This is a genomic window from Paractinoplanes rhizophilus (assembly GCF_042664765.1).
GTDB classification, from domain to species: Bacteria; Actinomycetota; Actinomycetes; order Mycobacteriales; family Micromonosporaceae; genus Actinoplanes; species Actinoplanes rhizophilus.
This window is the reverse complement of the sequence record NZ_JBHTBJ010000019.1, coordinates 43,107-59,979: the sequence shown is the minus strand read 5'-3', so window position 1 is coordinate 59,979 and position 16,873 is coordinate 43,107. Positions and strand designations below refer to the sequence as shown.

Genomic DNA, 16,873 nt, shown 5'->3' with positions numbered 1-16,873 from the left:
CCCCGGCAGCATAGCGAAAGCCGTCCATGTCCGGTCACCCGTGGCGGTGACCGGCGGCCCGCGTCACCGGAGGAAGCGGCCGGTCACCCGTGGCGGTGGGCGCCGGCCGCTGTCACTCGATGAACCGGCCGCCGGCCGCCTCGGCCAGCGCGGCGCCGAAGAGCGCACCCGGCGTGTAGGCGCCGGGCCTGCCCTCGTCGTGGGCCAGGCGGCGGGCCACCTCGGCCGCGACCGCGGTGGTGAAGGTCATGCCCTCGGGGGCCTCCAGCCAGACCTCCCGCGTGGTGCCGCCGGGCCAGGTGCCCTGCGCCCGTGCCCACGAACGGTCGCGGGCCGGGGGCGTGGCCGGGGCGTCCAGGCCGGCCAGGCGGCGCTTGGCGAAGCGGGCGACGGCGGGAATCGACAGCAACGCGCTGACCGGCGGCAACAGGACCCGGGCGGCGAGCCCACTGGGTAGTTCCGAGGTGGCCGCGATGACCGAGGGCGCGCCGCTCGCCCGCTGGGCCGCGATCAGATCGCCGGTGGGCACCGCGACCGTCGCGGCCGTCGCGCCGCCGGGCAGCGTCAACTTGGCGTGATGGCCGCCCAGGCGGGTGCGGACCAGCCGGCCCCCGGCGTAGCGGCGACCGCCCGCGGCCAGGGCGTCGACCAGCGTGCCGGCCAGCGCCTCGCCGACCTTCCCGGGGACCGGCTCGATCATGGCAAGACCATCGACCCGTACGTGCGAGGGCCGTGGCCTTCCCGCGCAGAGCCGCAGCACGGCGCTCTCGGCGGCCAGGACGCCGAAGCCGGCGCCGGTGACCAGCGTGCGCCCGGCGTTCTTCGCCGCGGCGTCCCGCGACAGCACGTCGCCGATCGTGGTCACGTCGTTGGCCAGGTCCAGATAGTGGTGGCCGCCGTCGGGCAGGGGCCGGCCGATCGTGTTGACCACGACCTTCGGCATCGCCGCCGCCAGGGTCGCGCGGATGTCGCCGGTTGCCACGGGCCGGCCGCCGGTCGCCGCGGCCACTTCCGCGAGCCGCGCCCGGTCGCGGCCCACCAGCACCAGGTCCTCGCCCTTGAGCCGCTCCGCGATCGCGCTGCCGGTGCGGCCCGCCGCGCCCAGTACCCAGATCTCGTTCATGCCGCCAGCGTGGCCCGGCGGGCCGGGCGGACGCCAAAGCCTGTTTCGCATCACGCAATACGATCCGGGCATGGACTTGGATCTGCGGCTCGTCCGGTACTTCGCGGAGGTCGCCCGGGAGGGGCATTTCGGCCGGGCGGCGGCCGCGCTGCACATCACCCAGCCGTCGCTCAGCCGGCAGATCCGGGCGCTGGAGCAGCGGGCCGGGGCGCGGCTGTTCGACCGCACTCCGCAGGGCGCCCGCCTGACCGCGGCCGGCGAGGTCTTCCTCACCCACGCCACCGCCCTGCTGACGGCGGCGGCGGTCGCGGTCGCCGACACCCGCGCCGCCGCCTCGCCGGCCCGGCTCACCGTCGGCTACCTGCACGGCGTCATCGTCACCCCGGCGATGGCCGAGCTGCGCCGGCAGCACCCCGACGCCGAGGTGCGCACGCTGCACCTGGCGTGGAACGAGCCGCGCCCGGCCCTGCTCGACCGCCGGGTGGACGCGGTGGTGTGCCGGCTGCCGCTGGTGACCGAGGGCCTCGACGTCACGGTCCTCTACCCCGAGCCGCGGGTGCTGCTCATCCCGGCGAGCCATCGGCTGGCGGGCAAGGAGTCGGTGACCCTCGACGACATCGCCGACGAGCCGCTGCCGCGGATGGCCACCGACCCGGCCTGGAACGAGTTCTGGCGGGCCGGCAGCACCGCCACCGGCCCGCTGCTGACCTCGCTCGAGGACAAGGCCGAGCTGATCGCCGCGGGCGAGGTGGTGGCGATCGTGCCCGCCGGGTCGGCCTCCTACCGGCCGGACCTCACCGAGATCCCGCTGCACGGGGTCGAGCCCACCCACGTGGTCCTGGCGACCCGGGCGGGCGACCGCGGGCTGCTGCTCAACGACCTGCGCAAGGCGGTGCGGGCACACCTCACCGCGCCGCCGCACGCACCCGCTACCTGAGCGGCCCCGCCTCCTGAGCGGCCCGCCACGCCGCCGCCCGGCGGGCCGACGCCCGCGAGAGCCACGCGTCCTGGATGATCTCGGCCAGCTCGCCCCGGGTCAGCTCGTGGATCCGGCTCGCCCGCAGCAGCACCGACGGGTGCCCGTCGAAGTGCGGCGTGGTGAAGAACGGCGTCGACTCGTCCTGGACGAGTGCCTCCTTGTCGCCCTGCGACTCCACCCAGAAGACGATCACGTCCCGGTAGCGCTCGCCCGTCTCGGGGTCGAACGCGTCCGGCCGCGGGGTGCGGAAGAACACGAAGGACTTGCGGCCGACCTGGTAGACCGGGTTGTCGCCGCTGCCCCACTCCACCGTGACGTGCGGCATCGCCTCGGCGATCTCGTGCACGTCGGCGACCGTCGCGGGCCGGTTGTCGTCGCTCATCGCATCACACCGCCGGGGTGGTCTCGTCGGGAGTGAACTCGCGTTCCGTGACGGCGGTGAGCGCGCCGGACGCGCCCACCCAGGTCAGCCTGCCACCCCACAGCCCCTGCGCCAGCAGGTGGTCCCCGGCCCGGACGGTCAGCCCGGTCTTCACGCCGTTGAGCTCGAGGTCCGCCAGCGACCTGATCATGTCGTCGGTGCCCCGCACCCCGGACTGGAACGCCCGGACGATCATCTGACCGGCCGCGAACCCCTCGGCGTGGCCGGTGTCGCTGCGCCGGTCGGGCACGGCGACGCGCAGCGCCTGGTACCCGTTGTTGCTGGTGGCGCCGTCCACGTACGGGGTCACGAACCGCAGCGCCGGGGCGTGCGTCCCGTACTGGTGCCACGTGTTCCGGGCGCCGAGGATGGTGATCGGCTGGACCCCGGCCGGGATCGCCGTCCACAGCCGCGGCTCCGGACGCGGCCAGTCGACGTACACCTGGGCGGCCCTGATCCGCCGGACCGCGGCGAAGTTCGTCGTGGCCGCCGGCAGCACCATCGTGGCGGCGGCGCCGAGCATCGAGGCGGCCCGGGCGGCCCGGGCGCGGTCGGCGGCGAGCACCACGAGCCGGCCGCCCGGCCGCACGTACGAACGGGCGGCCAGCAGCAGCTGGGTGATCTCCGGCCCGGAGCGGAACGTGTACCGGTTGACGCCGGTCAGCTCGTCGGCCGTCGCGGTGGCCGCGATGAACAGGACCCGGCGACGCCCGGCGACCTCGGCCAGCCGCAGCGCGACCGGGTCGGTGAAGCCGCCCACGAGGATCCGGCAGCCCCGGTCGACCAGCTCCTCGGCGGCGGCCGCCGCGGCGCCGGGGTCGTTGCGGTCGTCCGCCCGCGCCATGCTGATCGTGCGGGCGCCGATCCGGTTGGTGCGGCTGGTCACCCAGCCCACGGCCACGCGCAGCCCCTGCTCGAACCGGATGCTCTCGTCGATGGGCCGGCGGTCGGCGCCGGTACGGGTGCCGAGGATGCCCAGGCCGAGCGTCTCGCCGGGCGCGCCGCCGGTCGCCGGGTCGGCCGGGCGGGCGCAGCCGGCCGCCGTCGCGGCCAGCGAGCCGAGCGCGGCGCCGAGCAGGGCGCGTCGGGAGACGTTCATCGCGGGCTGAAAGCTACCGCACAGGGGCAACCGCCCGGGTGTGTGGGACGCACACATGTGCCGCGACCCGTGGCGGGTCGTAGGTTCGCGAACATGACGACTGTGGTCGAACTGGATCTGTCGGGCCGGACCGCGCTGGTGACCGGCGGCGGCAGCGGGATCGGGCGGGCGTGCGCCGTGCGGCTCGCCGCGGCGAAGGCCACGGTGATCGTGGTGGACGTGGACGCCGCCGCGGCGGAGGCGGTCGCCGAGGAGGTCGGGGGGCAGGCCGTGGTGGCCGACCTGAGCGACCCGGGCGCGATCGCGTCGATCCCGGCCGCGGCGGACGTGCTGGTCAACAACGCCGGCCTGCAGGTCGTCGCGCCGCTGACCGACTTCCCCGACGACAAGTTCGCGCTGATCCAGCAGGTGATGCTCACCGCGCCGTTCCTGCTGACCAAGCGGGTGCTGCCGCACATGTTCGAGCAGGGCTGGGGACGGATCGTCAACATCTCCTCGGTGCACGGTCTGCTGGCCTCGCCGTACAAGTCGGCTTATGTGTCCGCCAAACACGGGCTGGAGGGCTTGTCCAAGGTGACGGCGCTCGAAGGCGCCCCGCATGGGGTCACCGCCAACTGCATCTGCCCGGCCTTCGTGCGCACCCCGCTGGTCGACAAGCAGATCGCCGACCAGGCCGCGCTCAACGGCATCGGGGAGTCCGAGGTCATCGAGCGGATCATGCTGGACCGCGCGGCCATCAAGCAGCTCGTCGAGCCGGACGAGGTGGCCGAGCTGCTCGCCTACCTCTGCACCCCCGCCGCCCGCCTGATCACCGGCTCGTCGATCACGATCGACGGTGGCTGGACCGCACACTAGTTTTTGCTCATGCTCGAGTTCCTCACCCTCCTGGCCCGGGAGGCCGCGCCCGTCGAGTTCGAGCGGCCGCTGCTGGCCGCCCGGCAGTCCGGCGCGCCCGCGTCCGAGCTGGCCGCGCTCGAGGAGATCAAAATCGCGGCCCTGCGGGTGCGCGAGCTGCTGGAGCGGCGCCGGCGCCGCGAGGAGGAGCTGTCCGCCCTGTACGACACCGCGAGCGACCTCGCCGGGCTGCGCGATCTCGACGCGGTGCTGCGCGCGATCGTGCACCGGGCGCGCACGCTGCTCGGGGCCGACGTGTCGTACATGACGCTCGACGACCCCGAGCGCGGCGACACGTACATGCGGATCACCGACGGCTCGGTCGCGGCGAGCTTCCAGTCGCTGCGGCTGCCGGCCGGGGCCGGGCTGGGCGGCCTGGTCGCCGTCTCCGGGACGCCGTACTCGACCGCCGCCTACGGCAAGGATCCGCGTTTCCACCACACCAAGGAGATCGATTCCGGCGTACGGGACGAGGGGCTGGTCGCCATCCTCGGCGTGCCCCTGCTGCTCGGCTCGACCGTGATCGGCGTGCTGTTCGCCGCGAACCGCACCGAGCGCCCGTTCGCCCGCGAAGAGGTCGCGCTGCTCGCCTCGCTGGCCGCCCACGCGGCGATCGCCATCGACACCGCGCGCCTGCTCACCGAGACCCAGGCGGCCCTCGCCGAGCTGTCGGCCGCCAACGAGGTGATCCAGGCGCACAGCGCCTCGGTCGAGCGGGCCGCGGCCGCGCACGACCGGATGACCGCCCTGGTCCTGCGGGGCGGCGGCGTCGAGGACGTGGCCGCCGACCTGGTCGACATCCTCGACGGGCTGCTCCTGGTGCTCGACGCGCAGGGCCGCACGCTGGCCACCGCCGCGTCGCCGGGCGCTCCGGCGTCCGCCGGCGCCGGGGAGGACGGTCCCGCCGCCGGCGACCTCGCGGCCGAGGTCGATCTCGCCGGCGCCGTCGCCGCGTCGCGGGCCGAGGGGCGCAGCGTTCAGCGCGGCGACGCGTACGTGGCGGCGGTCGCCGCCGGCGCCGACAACCTGGGCGCGCTGGTCTTCCGCCCCACCACGCCCCTGGAGGGCGCCGACCAGCGCATTCTCGAACGCGCCGCGCAGATCACCGCCCTTCTGCTGCTCTTCCGCCGCACGGTCGCCGAGGCCGAGGGCCAGGTCCGCGGCGAGCTGCTGGACGACCTGATCGCCGGCCCGCTGCGCGACGAGGAGGCGCTGCGCTCCCGCGCCGCCCGCCTCGGCGTCACCCTCGACCAGCCGCACGTCGTGGTCGCCGCCACCGACCAGGCCTCCGGCGCCCTGCGCCAGCGGGCCCTGTCCTGGGCCCGCACCTTCGCCGCGACGCGGGGCGGCCTGGCCGCCGCCCGCGACGGCCGGATCGCGCTGCTCCTGCCCGGCTCCGACCCCGCGTCCGCCGCCCGCACCGTCGCCAGGGAGCTCGGCCGCGCCCTCGCCCGCCCGGTCACCGCCGGCGGCGCCGGCCCCGCCTGTTCGCCCGCCGCCGTCGCCGGCGCCTTCCACGAGGCCGACTCCTGTGCCACCGCGCTGCTGGCTCTGGGCCGCGCCGGCGACGGCGCCAGCCACACCGAGCTCGGCTACGTGGGCCTGTTGCTCGGCGACCGCCGCGACGTGCCCGCCTTCGTCCACGCCGCCGCCGGCCCGGTCATCGACTACGACGCTCGCCGCGGCACCGCCCTGCTCAAGACCCTGGAGGCCTACTTCGCCGCCGGCGGCAGCCTCGCCCGTGCCGCCGAGACCCTGCACGTCCACGTCAACACGGTCACCCAGCGCCTGGACCGCATCGGCCACCTGCTCGGCCCCGACTGGCAGACCCCGAACCGGGCCCTCGACCTCCAGCTCGCGCTGCGCCTGCACCGCCTGCGCGGCCCGCTCTCCGCGTGACGGTCCCCGCTCGCCGACGAACCGGCCGAGCTGATGCCCGGGCTGGTCTCCGCCGGGCGTACCGTTCATCATCGATCTCGTGACCAGTTCCGAGACGCCTGAGGCCAAAGCCCGGCGCGTCTGGGACAAGGCGGCGCCCACCTACGACCGGCAGATCCGCTTCCTGGAACGCGTCTGGTTCACCGGCACCCGCGAATGGATCGCCGCCCGCGCCCGCGGACGCGTCCTCGAGGTCGCCGTCGGCACCGGCCGCAACCTGCCCTTCTACCGCGAGGATGTGCAGCTCAGCGGGATCGAGCTGAGCCCGTCGATGCTCGCCATCGCGCGCCGGCGCGCCGCCGAGGCCGGCCGGGCCGCCGACCTGCGGGAGGGCGACGCCGAGCACCTGCCGTACCCCGCCGGCTCCTTCGACACGGTCACCTGCTCGCTGTCGCTCTGCGCCATCCCGTCGCCGGCCGCCGCGATCGCCGAGATGTACCGCGTCCTCGTCCCCGGCGGCCGCCTGCTGCTGGTGGACCACATCGGCAGCACCTGGCCACCGATCCGGGCCGGCCAGTGGCTGGTCGAGCGCGTCACCATCCGCACGGCCGGCGAGCACTTCACCCGCCGTCAGCTCCCCCTGGTCGAGGCGGCCGGCTTCCGGGTGGCCGAGACCGAGCGCCTCAAGGCCGGCACGATCGAGCGGATCCACGCCACGAAACCGGCCTGATCCCACATGGGCGAGCCGGCTGGGATGTGGCCGGCGGACATGGGTGCGGCCGGGAAACCCGCCTACGCTGCTCGCGTGGAGGAGATCGACGTTCCGGTCCGCGGCGGGCGGCTGCGCGTGCTGGACTGGCCCGGCGACGGGCCCGTGGTGATCGCGGCGCACGGGATCACGGCGAACGCGCTGTCGTGGGCGGCCGTCGCCCGGGCGCTTGCGGGACGCGTACGGCTGATTGCTCCTGATCTGCGCGGCCGTGCGCTCAGCGCAAGTCTTCCCGGGCCCTTCGGGATGGCCGCGCACGCGGCCGACCTGATCGCGGTGGCCGATCACTTCGGCGTGGCCCGCCCGGCGCTGGCCGGGCACTCGATGGGCGGGTTCGTGGTGACCGAGACCGCCGCCCGCTACCCGGACCGCGCCGGCCCGGTGCTGCTGATCGACGGCGGCCTGCCGCTGCCCACGCCGCCGGGAATCGACGTGGACACCGCGCTGACCGCGACCATCGGGCCCGCGATGCGCAGGCTGTCGATGACCTTCCCGACCGCCGGCGACTATCTGGCGTTCTTCCGGAGCAACCCCGCGCTGGCGCGCTCGTGGAATCAGGATATTTCGAATTATGTGCTGCGGGACTACACCGGGACCGGGTCGTCGTGCAACATCGACGCGGTCCGCGCCGACGCCCGCGACATGCTGACCGCGCCGGCGCCGGCCGGGTATCCGATCCTGGGTGCGCCGCGCGGCCTCCAGGACGAGGAGACGGGCATGTACCCGGCCGCGACCCTGGCGGCAGCGGGCGCCGAGATGGTCCCGGGAGTGAACCACTACACGATCCTGCTGGGCGACGGCGCCACCCACGTCGCCGACCGCATCGCCACGATGGCGACTCCCCGAGCTTCGCCCGGGGCCCGGCCGGGCTGATGCGCTCACCTCGGCTCCCAGCGTGATTTATGCTGGCCCGGATGGACTTCAGGAACGGGATCGGGCTGCGGCCGCTGGGCAGTTCCGCGGCCGAGTTCGAGCAGGACCTGCTCAGCAACCTCTACTACCGGCGCGGCACGACCGTGGAGTCGGCCAGCGCGCAGGACGCGTACGAGTCGCTGGTCCTCACCGTGCGCGACCGGCTCGCGGAGCGCCGCGCCCGGACCACCGCCGCGCATTACGCGGCGAATCCGCGCTGGGTCTACTACCTCTCGGCCGAGTACCTGCTGGGACGCCAGCTCGAGCAGAACATCCTGTACTCGGGCACCGGCGAGATCGCGACGGCCGCGATGAAGGCGCTCGGGGTGTCGCCCGAGGAGATGGACGAGCTGGACATCGAGCCGGGCCTGGGCAACGGCGGTCTCGGCCGGCTCGCGGCCTGCCTGGTCGACGCGATGGCCACCCTCGACATCCCGGCGATCGGGTACGGCATCCGCTACGACTTCGGCATCTTCAAGCAGACCTTCGTCGACGGCGCCCAGGTGGAGAAGCCCGACGACTGGACGTTCCAGGGAAACCCGTGGGAGTTCCCGGCGCCCGACGACCGGCAGACGGTCTTCTTCTACGGCCACACCACCCGCGACGAGGCGGGCCGCACGAAATGGATTCCGGGCGAGATCGTGCTCGGCGAGCCGAGCCACATGCTGGTGCCCGGATACGGCACCGAGACCGTCAACATCGTCCGGTTGTGGCGGGCCCGCGGCAGCGAGTCGTCCTTCGACCTGGAGCGCTTCTCGGCCGGCCAGTACGCCGAGGCCGTGCAGGAGGCGGTGCGCGCCGAGAACATCAGCAAGGTGCTCTACCCGGACGACAGCACCGAGCTCGGCCGCGAGTTGCGGCTCAAGCAGCAGTACTTCCTGGTGTCGTGCTCGCTGCGCGACATCCTCCGCCGCTTCCGGCTGTGGGGCGGCCCGCTGACCGACTTCCCGGCCAAGTCCGTCATCCAGCTCAACGACACGCACCCCTCGCTCGCGATTCCCGAGCTGATGCGGCTGCTGGTCGACGAGGAGGGCCTGGGCTGGGACGAGGCCTGGCTGCTCACCCAGCGGACGTTCGCGTACACGTGCCACACGCTGCTGCCGGAGGCCTTGGAGACGTGGCCGGTCGCGCTGTTCGAGCGCCTTCTCCCCCGGCACCTGGAAATCATCTACGAGATCAACCAGCGGCTTCTCGACGAGGTTCGCTCGCGCTATCCGGGAGACATCGATCGCGTACGGCGCATGTCGCTGATCCAGGAGGCGCCGGAGCGCCGCGTGCGCATGGCCCATCTGGCCGTCGCCGGCACGAGCGCGGTCAACGGCGTCGCCGAGTTGCACTCCCAACTGCTCGCCGAGACCACCCTGCACGACTTCGCCACCATGTGGCCCGGCAAGTTCCGCAACGTCACCAACGGTGTCTCGCCGCGGCGGTTCCTGCGGATCGCCAATCCCGCCCTCTCCGAGCTGATCACGTCGGCGCTCGGCGATTCCCGCTGGGCCGGCGACCTCGATCGGCTCCGCGGCCTGGAACGGTTCGCCGACGACCCGGCGTTCCTGCGGAGCTGGCGCGACATCAAGCGGGCCAACAAGGCACGCCTCGGCCTCGGCGACCCGGACGCCCTGATGGACGTGATGGTCAAGCGGTTCCACGAGTACAAGCGGCAACAGCTCAAGCTGCTGCACGTGATCACGCAGTACCACCGGATCAAGGACAACCCCGGCGGCGACCACGTGCCGCGCACCGTGCTGTTCGCCGGCAAGGCGGCCCCCGCCTACCACGCCGCGAAATCGATCATCAGGCTCATCAACGCGGTGGCGGCCACCATCGAGGCGGACCCGGCGGTCACACCGTACCTGAAGGTGGTCTTCCCGCCGAACTACAACGTCACCCTCGGCGAGCTGATCATCCCGGCGGCCGACCTGAGCGAGCAGATCTCGCTGGCCGGCAAGGAGGCCTCCGGCACCGGCAACATGAAGCTCGCCCTCAACGGCGCCCTTACCATCGGCACGCTCGACGGCGCCAACATCGAGATCCGCGAGCGGGTCGGCGCCGAGAACTTCTTCCTGTTCGGCCTGGACACCCCCGCGGCCACCGAGCTCAAGGCATCCGGCTACCACCCGCGCTCCTACTACGAGCGCGACCCCGAACTGCGCGCGGCTCTCGACGCGATCATGTCCGGCGCCTTCGGCGGCGTCGGCAAGGAGGTCGCCGAGTCCCTGCTGAACTGGGACGAGTACCTGACGCTCGCCGACTTCCGCGCCTACGCCGAGTGCCAGGAGGCAGTCGACCGCGCCTGGCAGGACCAGACCGCCTGGACGAAGGCGTCGCTGCTCAACACGGCCCGGGCCGGCTACTTCTCCGCCGACCGCACGGTCAGCGACTACGCGTCGACCATCTGGCACGTGGAGCCGGTGCGAGTCACCCGCGACTGACCGGGACCGGCCGGCCCGACGGCGGGTGGACGCCGCCGGGCCGGACGACTACGCGCCGGTGCAGCTCACGGTGAGGGCTCCGGGGGTGCCGGTGGCGGTGTAGCCGAACGTGGTGGAGCCGTGCGCCACCAGCGAGCCGTTGTAGGAGGCGTTGCGGGCGGTCACCGTGGTGCCGGCCACCGTGTAGGAGCCGTTCCAGAGCTGGGTCATCTGCTCGCCGTTGGTGAAGCTCCAGGTCGCCGCCCAGCCGGAGATCGGAGCGTTGCCCGCCGTCACGGTGACGGTCGCCTGGAAGCCGCCGTTCCAGGAGCTGACCACCGCCGCGGCCGCGGTGCAGGCGCCCGCCGGCACGGTCGTCGGCGAGGTGGGCGGAACCGACGTGGGCGAGGTCGGGGGCGAGGTGGGCGGGGAGGTGGGCGAGGTGGGTGAAGAGGTGCCGCCGCCGCTGGTGGTGTAGGTCGTGGCGGTGTACGGCTGGGAGCAGGTCGAACCGCAGGCCGCGGGCAGGGCGAAGCTGTAGGCGCGGCCGCCGTTGATCAGCTGGTCGGCGGCGTCGCGCACGCGGATCTGGAAGTTCGTCGCGCCGCTGGTGAGGCCGCCGATGATGTAGGACTGGCCCATGTCGCTGTTCATCTTGGCCGGCTGCCAGGCGCCGTTCTGGTAGTACTCGACGCCGTGGATGCCGTTGGCCAGGTGGGAGACGGCGATCGCGGGCCAGTACGCCTGGGCGCCCTGCAGGAAGCCGATCCGGATGTCGCCGCTGTACTGGGGCGCGGGGACGAAACTCCAGCTGACGTGGCGGTTGTTCCAATGGTCCGGGTACATGTCGCCGACCGGTGTGCCGCCGTGCGCGAACCGGTTCAGCGAGCCTTTGGCCAGGTCCAGGTGGTAGGGATCGTCGCGGCACCAGCCGTTGGAATCGCCGCAGCTGTCGGCGACGATCATCGTGAGGGTGGCGTCGTTGTACGCGTCGGCGACCCAGGAGCCGTTGCGGCAGAACGCCTGGCCGGGCGCGCCGTCGTTCACGCCGGTGCAGTAGTCGCCGATGCTGACCTGGACGAAGCGGCCGCAGTTCAGGCCGTTGTCCCACAGCCCGATCTTCGCGGCGTCGGCGCCGGTCAGCGGGCGCGGATAGAAGTTGTAGTCGCCCGGCGTGTTGTAGACGTTCAACGCCACGAAGTCCGGCGAGTCCAGCTCGGACTGGGGCAGGCCGCAGCCGCCGTACGGAGCGCCGAGCGCGTCGAAGTACGTGGCGTTGCCGGTGACCGGGTCGGCGCCGGCCGGCGCCTGGAAGCTCAGCACGACGAGCGCGAGGGCGGCCGCGGCCGCCGCCGCGAGCCAGCGGAAACCACGACGAGCCATGGCGGAAACTCCTTCGGCGACGCGAACCGGCCGCGCGGATGGGGGCGGGGGACGGGCACGCGGATCGCAGCGGGGACGGGCGAGCGGGGGACGCGCGTGGGGAACACGGATGGGGGCGCGGGCGGGAGCGCTGATGGGAGCGCTCCCACAACCGCTTGCGCCTGATGATAGACCCACCTCGATGGGCAACGCCAGAGAAACCGGATGCGACGCCCGGGCCGGCGTGGTTACCGTCCGGGCGTGGCACACACCTATCCCCCGCTGAACGTCGAAGTCCGCACCCCGCGCCTGGCCCTGGCCGGCGCCTCCGACGAGCTGCTGGAGAGGCTCGTGCCAGTCGTGCGGGCCGGCATCGCCGACGCCGAGCCGCTGCCGTTCGACGACCCGATCTCGTTCTACGCCGACAGCCCGGAGCGGGAATGGCGCTGGCTGCGCGGCATCTGGGCGGGCCGCGGCCGGGTCAGCCCGGACGCGTGGCGGCTGTACTTCGCCGTGCTGGTGGACGGCGAGCCGATCGGCATGCAGGACCTCATCGGCCGGGACTTCACCCGGTTCGGCACGGTGTCCAGCTTCTCGTGGCTCGCCCCGGCACGCCGCGGGCAGGGGCTGGGCACCGAGATGCGGGCCGCGATCCTGCACCTGGCCTTCGCCGGGCTGGGCGCGCGCGAGGCCGGCAGCGACGCCTTCGTCGACAACGAGGCGTCCAACCGCATCTCCCGCGGCCTGGGCTACGAGCCGAACGGCACGGACTGGGACACCCGGCGCGGCGAGGCCGCCCGGATCCAGCAGTGGCGGCTCACCCGCGAGGCGTGGGAATGCCGCCGCCGCGACGACATCGAGCTGGCCGGCGTCGAGGAATGCCGGCCTGTCCTGGGCATCGCCGAGCCGTAGCGGCCTATGGCGGCGGCGGGGGCGTGCTCCCGGCGCTCGATGCCCACGGAGCGAGCGCGACCGCGGTGGCCCGCTCGATCGCGGCGCGCAGCGCGTCCGGATCCTCCCACCGCGGCGGATCGTCGAACAGCGCCTGCAACGCCCCGGTCACCGCCCCGGTCAGCGCCCCGGCCAGCGCCCCGGCCGCCACCGGGTCCAGATCCGACGGATACGCCGCGGCCAGGTGCCGGGCGATCTCGCGCTGGCCGTCCATCTGGATCTGCAGTCCCCGGCCGCGCACGGCCGGCACCTCGTGCATCAGCCGCAGGCGCAGCCGGGCCATCCGCCCGGTCAGGTCCTCGCTGGACGCCGCCGCCTCGCGCAACGCCCGCACCAGCACCTCCGCCGGCCCCTCGGACGGCGATCGGCCGGCGATCGCCGCCAGCGTGGCCCGCACCCGGCCGTCGGCCTCCGGGAACAGCACGTCCTCCTTGGTCGGGAAGTAGCTGAAGAAGGTCCGCGTGCCGATCTCGGCCGCGGCCGCGATGTCGGCGACCGTCGTCCGCTCGTACCCGTTCCGCTCGATCAGGTCGGCGGCGGCCGCCACGATGGCCTGCCGGGTCCGCTCCCGTTTCCGTTCACGCAGTGACACGAGCAACACGATAATACATCCGACGCGAATCGGCACTCATTGCAGTTCTGCACTGAGTGCAGCTAACGTGAACGGCATGCGAACCGTTCTGATCTCGGGCGCCGGCGTCGGCGGCCCCACCCTGGCGTACTGGCTGGCCCGCGCCGGCTTCCAGCCCACGGTCGTCGAGCGCGCCCGGGGGCAGCGCTCGAGCGGCAACCCCGTCGACGTGCGCGGCCCCGCCCTTCCCGTCGCCGAGCAGATGGGTGTCGTCCCGGCGCTGCGCGAGGCGGCCACCACCGTGCGGGCCATGCGACTGATCGACTCCCGCGGCCGCCGCGGCGTGCGGCTGCCGATGCCGTCCGGCCGCAGCGCGGCCGGGACCGCCGAGATCGAGGTGCCGCGCGCCGATCTCGCCACGATCCTGTACGCCGCCGCCCGCGATCACGCCGAGTTCGTCTTCGACGACACGATCACCGCGATGAGCCCGGATCCGGGCGGCGTCGACGTCACCTTCGAGCGCGGCCGGCCGCGGCGTTTCGACCTGGTCGTCGGAGCGGACGGCCTGCACTCCACGGTGCGCCGCCTGGCCTTCGGCCCGGAGCGGGATTTCGTCCGCCACCTGGGCGTCTACGTCGCGACCACCCCGCTCGGCGAGCCGGTCGACCACCCCGGCGAGGCGCTGATGTACAACACGCCCGGCCGGCTGATCTCGGTGCACCCGTCCCGCGGCGACGCCCTGCTGGCGTTCATCTTCCGCGGCGCGTTCCGCCCCGATCTCGACCACCGCGACACCGCCGCGCACAAGCGGGTGCTGCTCAGCGCGTACGGGAAAGACCGGTCCTGGCGAGTCCCGGCGTTCCTGGATCGCGTGCGCGCGTCCGACGATCTCTATTTCGACGGCGTCAGCCGGGTCGTCCTGCCGGGCTGGTCACGCGGCCGGAGCACGCTGCTCGGCGACGCGGCCGCCTCGGTGTCGCTGTTCGGCGACGGCTCGAGCATGGCGATCGCCGGCGCGCACACCCTCGCCGGGGCGCTGCGGGAGAGCGACGACCCGGCCGTCGCCCTCCGGCGGTACGAGGCGGAGCACCGCCGCCGCACCGACGCGAAGGGCCGCGCCGCCCGTTTCGCCGCGGCGCTGATCGTGCCGGGCACGCGGCCCGGCATCGCGCTGCGCAACGCCGCGGCCCGGGTGGCGCTGCACGGCCGGACGGCCGCCTGACGCTCGAGCCGCACCGCGCCGGGCAAAGCGGCATCCACCAGCGCGGGACGGCGGCCGACGCTCAGGCGGCGGCGCCGCGCAGCACGGAGTCCACCAGCGCCTCGGCGAAGCCCTCCTCCTGCACCGCCGGGTTCCAGTGCAGCAGGCTCTGCATCATCGACGGACCCGCGATCATCAGCAGCGTGAGCTCGACGTCGAGGTCGGCCCGCAGCTCCCCGTTGGCGACGCCGCGGCGGAGCACCTGGCGCATCAGATCCCGGCGCGGCTCGATGACCGCCTGGTACATGCTGTGCAGGTTCTCGTCCCTCACGAACTCCGGCATCAGGCACACCGTCACCTTGCCGTAGCGCCGCGCCCGGCCCGTCCGGTTGGCCTTGACCAGCAACACCAGGTCGTCGCGGACCGACTGGCCGGTCGGCTCGGGCAGCGGGCCCTTCATCGACGCGACCGCGTCGACGAGCAGGGCTTCCTTGTTGGGCCAGCGGCGATAGATGGTCGCCTTGCCGACGCCGGCCTTGGCCGCCACCGCCTCGATGGAGATGGCGGCCACGCTGTGGCCGGCGCCGAGCAGTTCGAGCACGGCGTCGAGGATGGCCTCGTCGGCCTGCGCACTGCGGGGCCGGCCAGGAGTCTTGCGGTCCTGGCCGGTCACGTTTGCAGCGGTGGTCATGGCGTTCATTGTTACTTACGCGTTACGCCTCGACCAGCTCCACACCCTGTTCCTCGGCCAGGCTCTCGGCCGTGGTGGGAGCGGGAGCGGCCGGGCGCTTGCCGGGCAGCCAGATCAGCGCGACGGCCGCGCCCAGCAGCGCGACGAAGACGCTGCCGATCGAGGCATAGTGCATGGCCGTCAGGAACGCGTCGTTCGCGTCCGCGAGCAGGGCCGGAGCCGCCGCTCCGGCCTGCGAGGCGACGCCGTAGGCGCCCGAGATCGACTCGCGGGCGGCATCGGCCGCCGCGGCCGGCAGGCCGTCGGTGACGCTTCCGAGCTGGTTGCGGTAAACGGCGGAGAGCACCGCGCCGAGCGCGGCCACGCCGAGCGCGCCGCCCAGCTGGCGGATCGTGTTGCTGACCGCCGAGCCGACGCCGGCCTTCTCCCGCGGGAGCGCCGCCATGATCGTCTCGGTGGCCGACGGCATCACGTTGGCCATGCCGACGCCCATCACGAAGAACGCCGCGCCGACGATCCAGATCGGGGTGGTCTCGCCGATGAACAGCCACGCCGCCAGGCCGGTCGCGACCAGCATCAGGCCGGCGAAGCTGACCGCCTTGGGGCCGTACCGCTTGACCATCGCCGCGCTACGCGGGGCGAAGACCAGCTGGCCGATCGCGAACGGGACGAACAGCGTGCCGGAGGCGAGCGGGCCGTAGCCGCGGACCAGCTGCAGGTAGAAGGCGCCGAAGAACATGGCGCCCATGGCGGCGAAGAAGACCAGGCCGATCATGCCGGTCGAGGCCGAGAACTCCTTGTTCTTGAACAGCCGCACGTCCAGCGACGGGAAGGCGACCCGCCGCTCCCAGGCGATGAAGGCGCCGAGCACGAGGACCGAGGCGGCCAGCGTGCTCCAGGACAGGGTGTCGCCGAAGCCGTCCTCGCCGCCCTTGATCACGCCGTAGGTGAGCAGGGACAGGCCGACGATCGACAGGACGACGCCGGGCAGGTCGATGCGCCCGGGCCTGGGGTCCTTCGACTCCGGGACGATGACCAGGCCGAGGACGATGCCGGCGACCACGATCGGGACGTTGATCAGGAAGACCGAGCCCCACCAGAAGTGCTCGAGGAGCAGGCCGCCGACGATCGGGCCGATCGCCACGCCGAGGCCGACCGCGCCGGCCCAGACGCCGATGGCCCGGCCGCGCTCGCGCGGGTCGAAGACGTTGGCGATGATCGAGAGGGTGGCCGGCATGACGGCCGCGGCGCCCAGGCCCATCAGGGCGCGGGCGGCGATCAGCTGACCGGCCGAGTCCGCGTACGCCGAGGTCAGCGACGCGATGCCGAACAGGGCGAGGCCGGTGATCAGGGTGATCCGGCGGCCGAGCCGGTCGGCCAGGATGCCGGCGGTGAACAGCAGGCCGGCGAAGACCAGGGTGTACGAGTTGATGGCCCACTCGAGCTGGCTCTGGGTGGCGCCGAGGCCGTGCACCGGGTCGGCGATCGTGCGCAGTGCCACGTTGAGCACCGTGTTGTCGAGCACGACGACGAGCAGGCTGATCACCAGCACGCCGAGGATGGCCCATCGCCGAGGGTGACCCGCTTGGGTAGCGGCTGGAGTGTCCATGC

Annotated in this window: 15 protein-coding genes; 8 read left to right on the top strand and 7 right to left on the bottom strand. The window is 73.4% G+C overall.

What is annotated here, in order from left to right:
* Positions 1-112: 112 nt before the first annotated feature.
* Positions 113-1,123 carry a saccharopine dehydrogenase family protein gene (locus ACFQS1_RS24080; RefSeq protein WP_378972212.1) on the bottom strand — a complete coding sequence of 337 codons (1,011 nt, stop codon included), beginning with the start codon at positions 1,121-1,123 and terminating at the stop codon, positions 113-115.
* 70 nt (positions 1,124-1,193) lie between these two features.
* Between ACFQS1_RS24080 and ACFQS1_RS24075 the strand changes: the two genes are divergently transcribed.
* Entirely contained in the window at positions 1,194-2,060 is an 867-nt protein-coding gene (locus tag ACFQS1_RS24075) for a LysR family transcriptional regulator (protein ID WP_378972210.1), read from the top strand.
* On the opposite strand, the gene ACFQS1_RS24070 is transcribed toward ACFQS1_RS24075, so the two are convergent.
* Positions 2,053-2,484 carry an MmcQ/YjbR family DNA-binding protein gene (locus tag ACFQS1_RS24070; RefSeq protein WP_378972208.1) on the bottom strand — a complete coding sequence of 144 codons (432 nt, stop codon included), beginning with the start codon at positions 2,482-2,484 and terminating at the stop codon, positions 2,053-2,055. The two genes, ACFQS1_RS24075 and ACFQS1_RS24070, sit on opposite strands and share 8 nt — an antisense overlap.
* A gap of 4 nt (positions 2,485-2,488) precedes the next feature.
* Positions 2,489-3,622, bottom strand: a complete 1,134-nt coding sequence (locus ACFQS1_RS24065; RefSeq protein WP_378972206.1) for an ABC transporter substrate-binding protein — start codon at positions 3,620-3,622, stop codon at positions 2,489-2,491.
* Positions 3,623-3,715: 93 nt separating this feature from the next.
* On the opposite strand from ACFQS1_RS24065, the gene ACFQS1_RS24060 reads away from it, so the two are divergent.
* The 5 genes from ACFQS1_RS24060 (at position 3,716) to ACFQS1_RS24040 (ending at position 10,507) form a co-directional block, all read left to right on the top strand.
* On the top strand, positions 3,716-4,477 hold the full coding sequence (locus tag ACFQS1_RS24060) for a 3-hydroxybutyrate dehydrogenase (RefSeq protein ID WP_378972203.1): 762 nt from the start codon (positions 3,716-3,718) through the stop codon (positions 4,475-4,477).
* A 9-nt stretch (positions 4,478-4,486) separates the two neighbouring features.
* A complete protein-coding gene (locus ACFQS1_RS24055; RefSeq protein ID WP_378972200.1) occupies positions 4,487-6,415 on the top strand; it encodes a helix-turn-helix domain-containing protein in 1,929 nt (642 codons plus the stop codon).
* Positions 6,416-6,494: 79 nt separating this feature from the next.
* Positions 6,495-7,124: a class I SAM-dependent methyltransferase gene (locus ACFQS1_RS24050; protein ID WP_378972198.1), complete on the top strand. Its 630-nt coding sequence runs from the start codon at positions 6,495-6,497 to the stop codon at positions 7,122-7,124.
* A gap of 75 nt (positions 7,125-7,199) precedes the next feature.
* Positions 7,200-8,036 carry an alpha/beta fold hydrolase gene (locus ACFQS1_RS24045; protein WP_378972196.1) on the top strand — a complete coding sequence of 279 codons (837 nt, stop codon included), beginning with the start codon at positions 7,200-7,202 and terminating at the stop codon, positions 8,034-8,036.
* Between the two features lie 41 nt (positions 8,037-8,077).
* Positions 8,078-10,507 carry a glycogen/starch/alpha-glucan phosphorylase gene (locus tag ACFQS1_RS24040; protein ID WP_378972194.1) on the top strand — a complete coding sequence of 810 codons (2,430 nt, stop codon included), beginning with the start codon at positions 8,078-8,080 and terminating at the stop codon, positions 10,505-10,507.
* A gap of 48 nt (positions 10,508-10,555) precedes the next feature.
* Here ACFQS1_RS24040 and ACFQS1_RS24035 read toward each other — a convergent pair whose 3' ends face one another.
* Positions 10,556-11,869 carry a cellulose binding domain-containing protein gene (locus tag ACFQS1_RS24035; protein ID WP_378972191.1) on the bottom strand — a complete coding sequence of 438 codons (1,314 nt, stop codon included), beginning with the start codon at positions 11,867-11,869 and terminating at the stop codon, positions 10,556-10,558.
* Between the two features lie 240 nt (positions 11,870-12,109).
* Between ACFQS1_RS24035 and ACFQS1_RS24030 the strand changes: the two genes are divergently transcribed.
* Positions 12,110-12,760 carry a GNAT family N-acetyltransferase gene (locus ACFQS1_RS24030; RefSeq protein ID WP_378972188.1) on the top strand — a complete coding sequence of 217 codons (651 nt, stop codon included), beginning with the start codon at positions 12,110-12,112 and terminating at the stop codon, positions 12,758-12,760.
* A 4-nt stretch (positions 12,761-12,764) separates the two neighbouring features.
* On the opposite strand, the gene ACFQS1_RS24025 is transcribed toward ACFQS1_RS24030, so the two are convergent.
* Positions 12,765-13,391, bottom strand: coding sequence for a TetR/AcrR family transcriptional regulator (locus tag ACFQS1_RS24025; RefSeq protein ID WP_378972186.1), 627 nt, complete (start codon positions 13,389-13,391; stop codon positions 12,765-12,767).
* A gap of 76 nt (positions 13,392-13,467) precedes the next feature.
* Here ACFQS1_RS24025 and ACFQS1_RS24020 point away from each other — a divergent pair, with 76 nt between their 5' ends.
* Positions 13,468-14,592, top strand: a complete 1,125-nt coding sequence (locus ACFQS1_RS24020; protein ID WP_378972183.1) for an FAD-dependent monooxygenase — start codon at positions 13,468-13,470, stop codon at positions 14,590-14,592.
* 61 nt (positions 14,593-14,653) lie between these two features.
* Here the strand turns inward: ACFQS1_RS24020 and ACFQS1_RS24015 are convergent, their stop codons facing one another.
* Positions 14,654-15,271 (bottom strand): TetR/AcrR family transcriptional regulator, encoded by a 618-nt coding sequence (locus ACFQS1_RS24015; protein WP_378972181.1) that lies wholly within the window; start codon positions 15,269-15,271, stop codon positions 14,654-14,656.
* 13 nt (positions 15,272-15,284) lie between these two features.
* On the bottom strand, positions 15,285-16,871 hold the full coding sequence (locus ACFQS1_RS24010) for an MFS transporter (protein ID WP_378972178.1): 1,587 nt from the start codon (positions 16,869-16,871) through the stop codon (positions 15,285-15,287).
* Positions 16,872-16,873 lie beyond the last annotated feature (2 nt).

What these genes read in the sequence shown, in the direction of transcription:
- ACFQS1_RS24080 (WP_378972212.1), bottom strand. Translation starts at nt 1,123, where the DNA reads ATGAACGAGATCTGGGTACTGGGCGCGGCGGGCCGCACCGGCAGCGCG.
- ACFQS1_RS24075 (WP_378972210.1), top strand. Translation starts at nt 1,194, where the DNA reads ATGGACTTGGATCTGCGGCTCGTCCGGTACTTCGCGGAGGTCGCCCGG.
- ACFQS1_RS24070 (WP_378972208.1), bottom strand. Translation starts at nt 2,484, where the DNA reads ATGAGCGACGACAACCGGCCCGCGACGGTCGCCGACGTGCACGAGATC.
- ACFQS1_RS24065 (WP_378972206.1), bottom strand. Translation starts at nt 3,622, where the DNA reads ATGAACGTCTCCCGACGCGCCCTGCTCGGCGCCGCGCTCGGCTCGCTG.
- ACFQS1_RS24060 (WP_378972203.1), top strand. Translation starts at nt 3,716, where the DNA reads ATGACGACTGTGGTCGAACTGGATCTGTCGGGCCGGACCGCGCTGGTG.
- ACFQS1_RS24055 (WP_378972200.1), top strand. Translation starts at nt 4,487, where the DNA reads ATGCTCGAGTTCCTCACCCTCCTGGCCCGGGAGGCCGCGCCCGTCGAG.
- ACFQS1_RS24040 (WP_378972194.1), top strand. Translation starts at nt 8,078, where the DNA reads ATGGACTTCAGGAACGGGATCGGGCTGCGGCCGCTGGGCAGTTCCGCG.
- ACFQS1_RS24035 (WP_378972191.1), bottom strand. Translation starts at nt 11,869, where the DNA reads ATGGCTCGTCGTGGTTTCCGCTGGCTCGCGGCGGCGGCCGCGGCCGCC.
- ACFQS1_RS24020 (WP_378972183.1), top strand. Translation starts at nt 13,468, where the DNA reads ATGCGAACCGTTCTGATCTCGGGCGCCGGCGTCGGCGGCCCCACCCTG.
- ACFQS1_RS24015 (WP_378972181.1), bottom strand. Translation starts at nt 15,271, where the DNA reads ATGAACGCCATGACCACCGCTGCAAACGTGACCGGCCAGGACCGCAAG.
- ACFQS1_RS24010 (WP_378972178.1), bottom strand. Translation starts at nt 16,871, where the DNA reads ATGGACACTCCAGCCGCTACCCAAGCGGGTCACCCTCGGCGATGGGCC.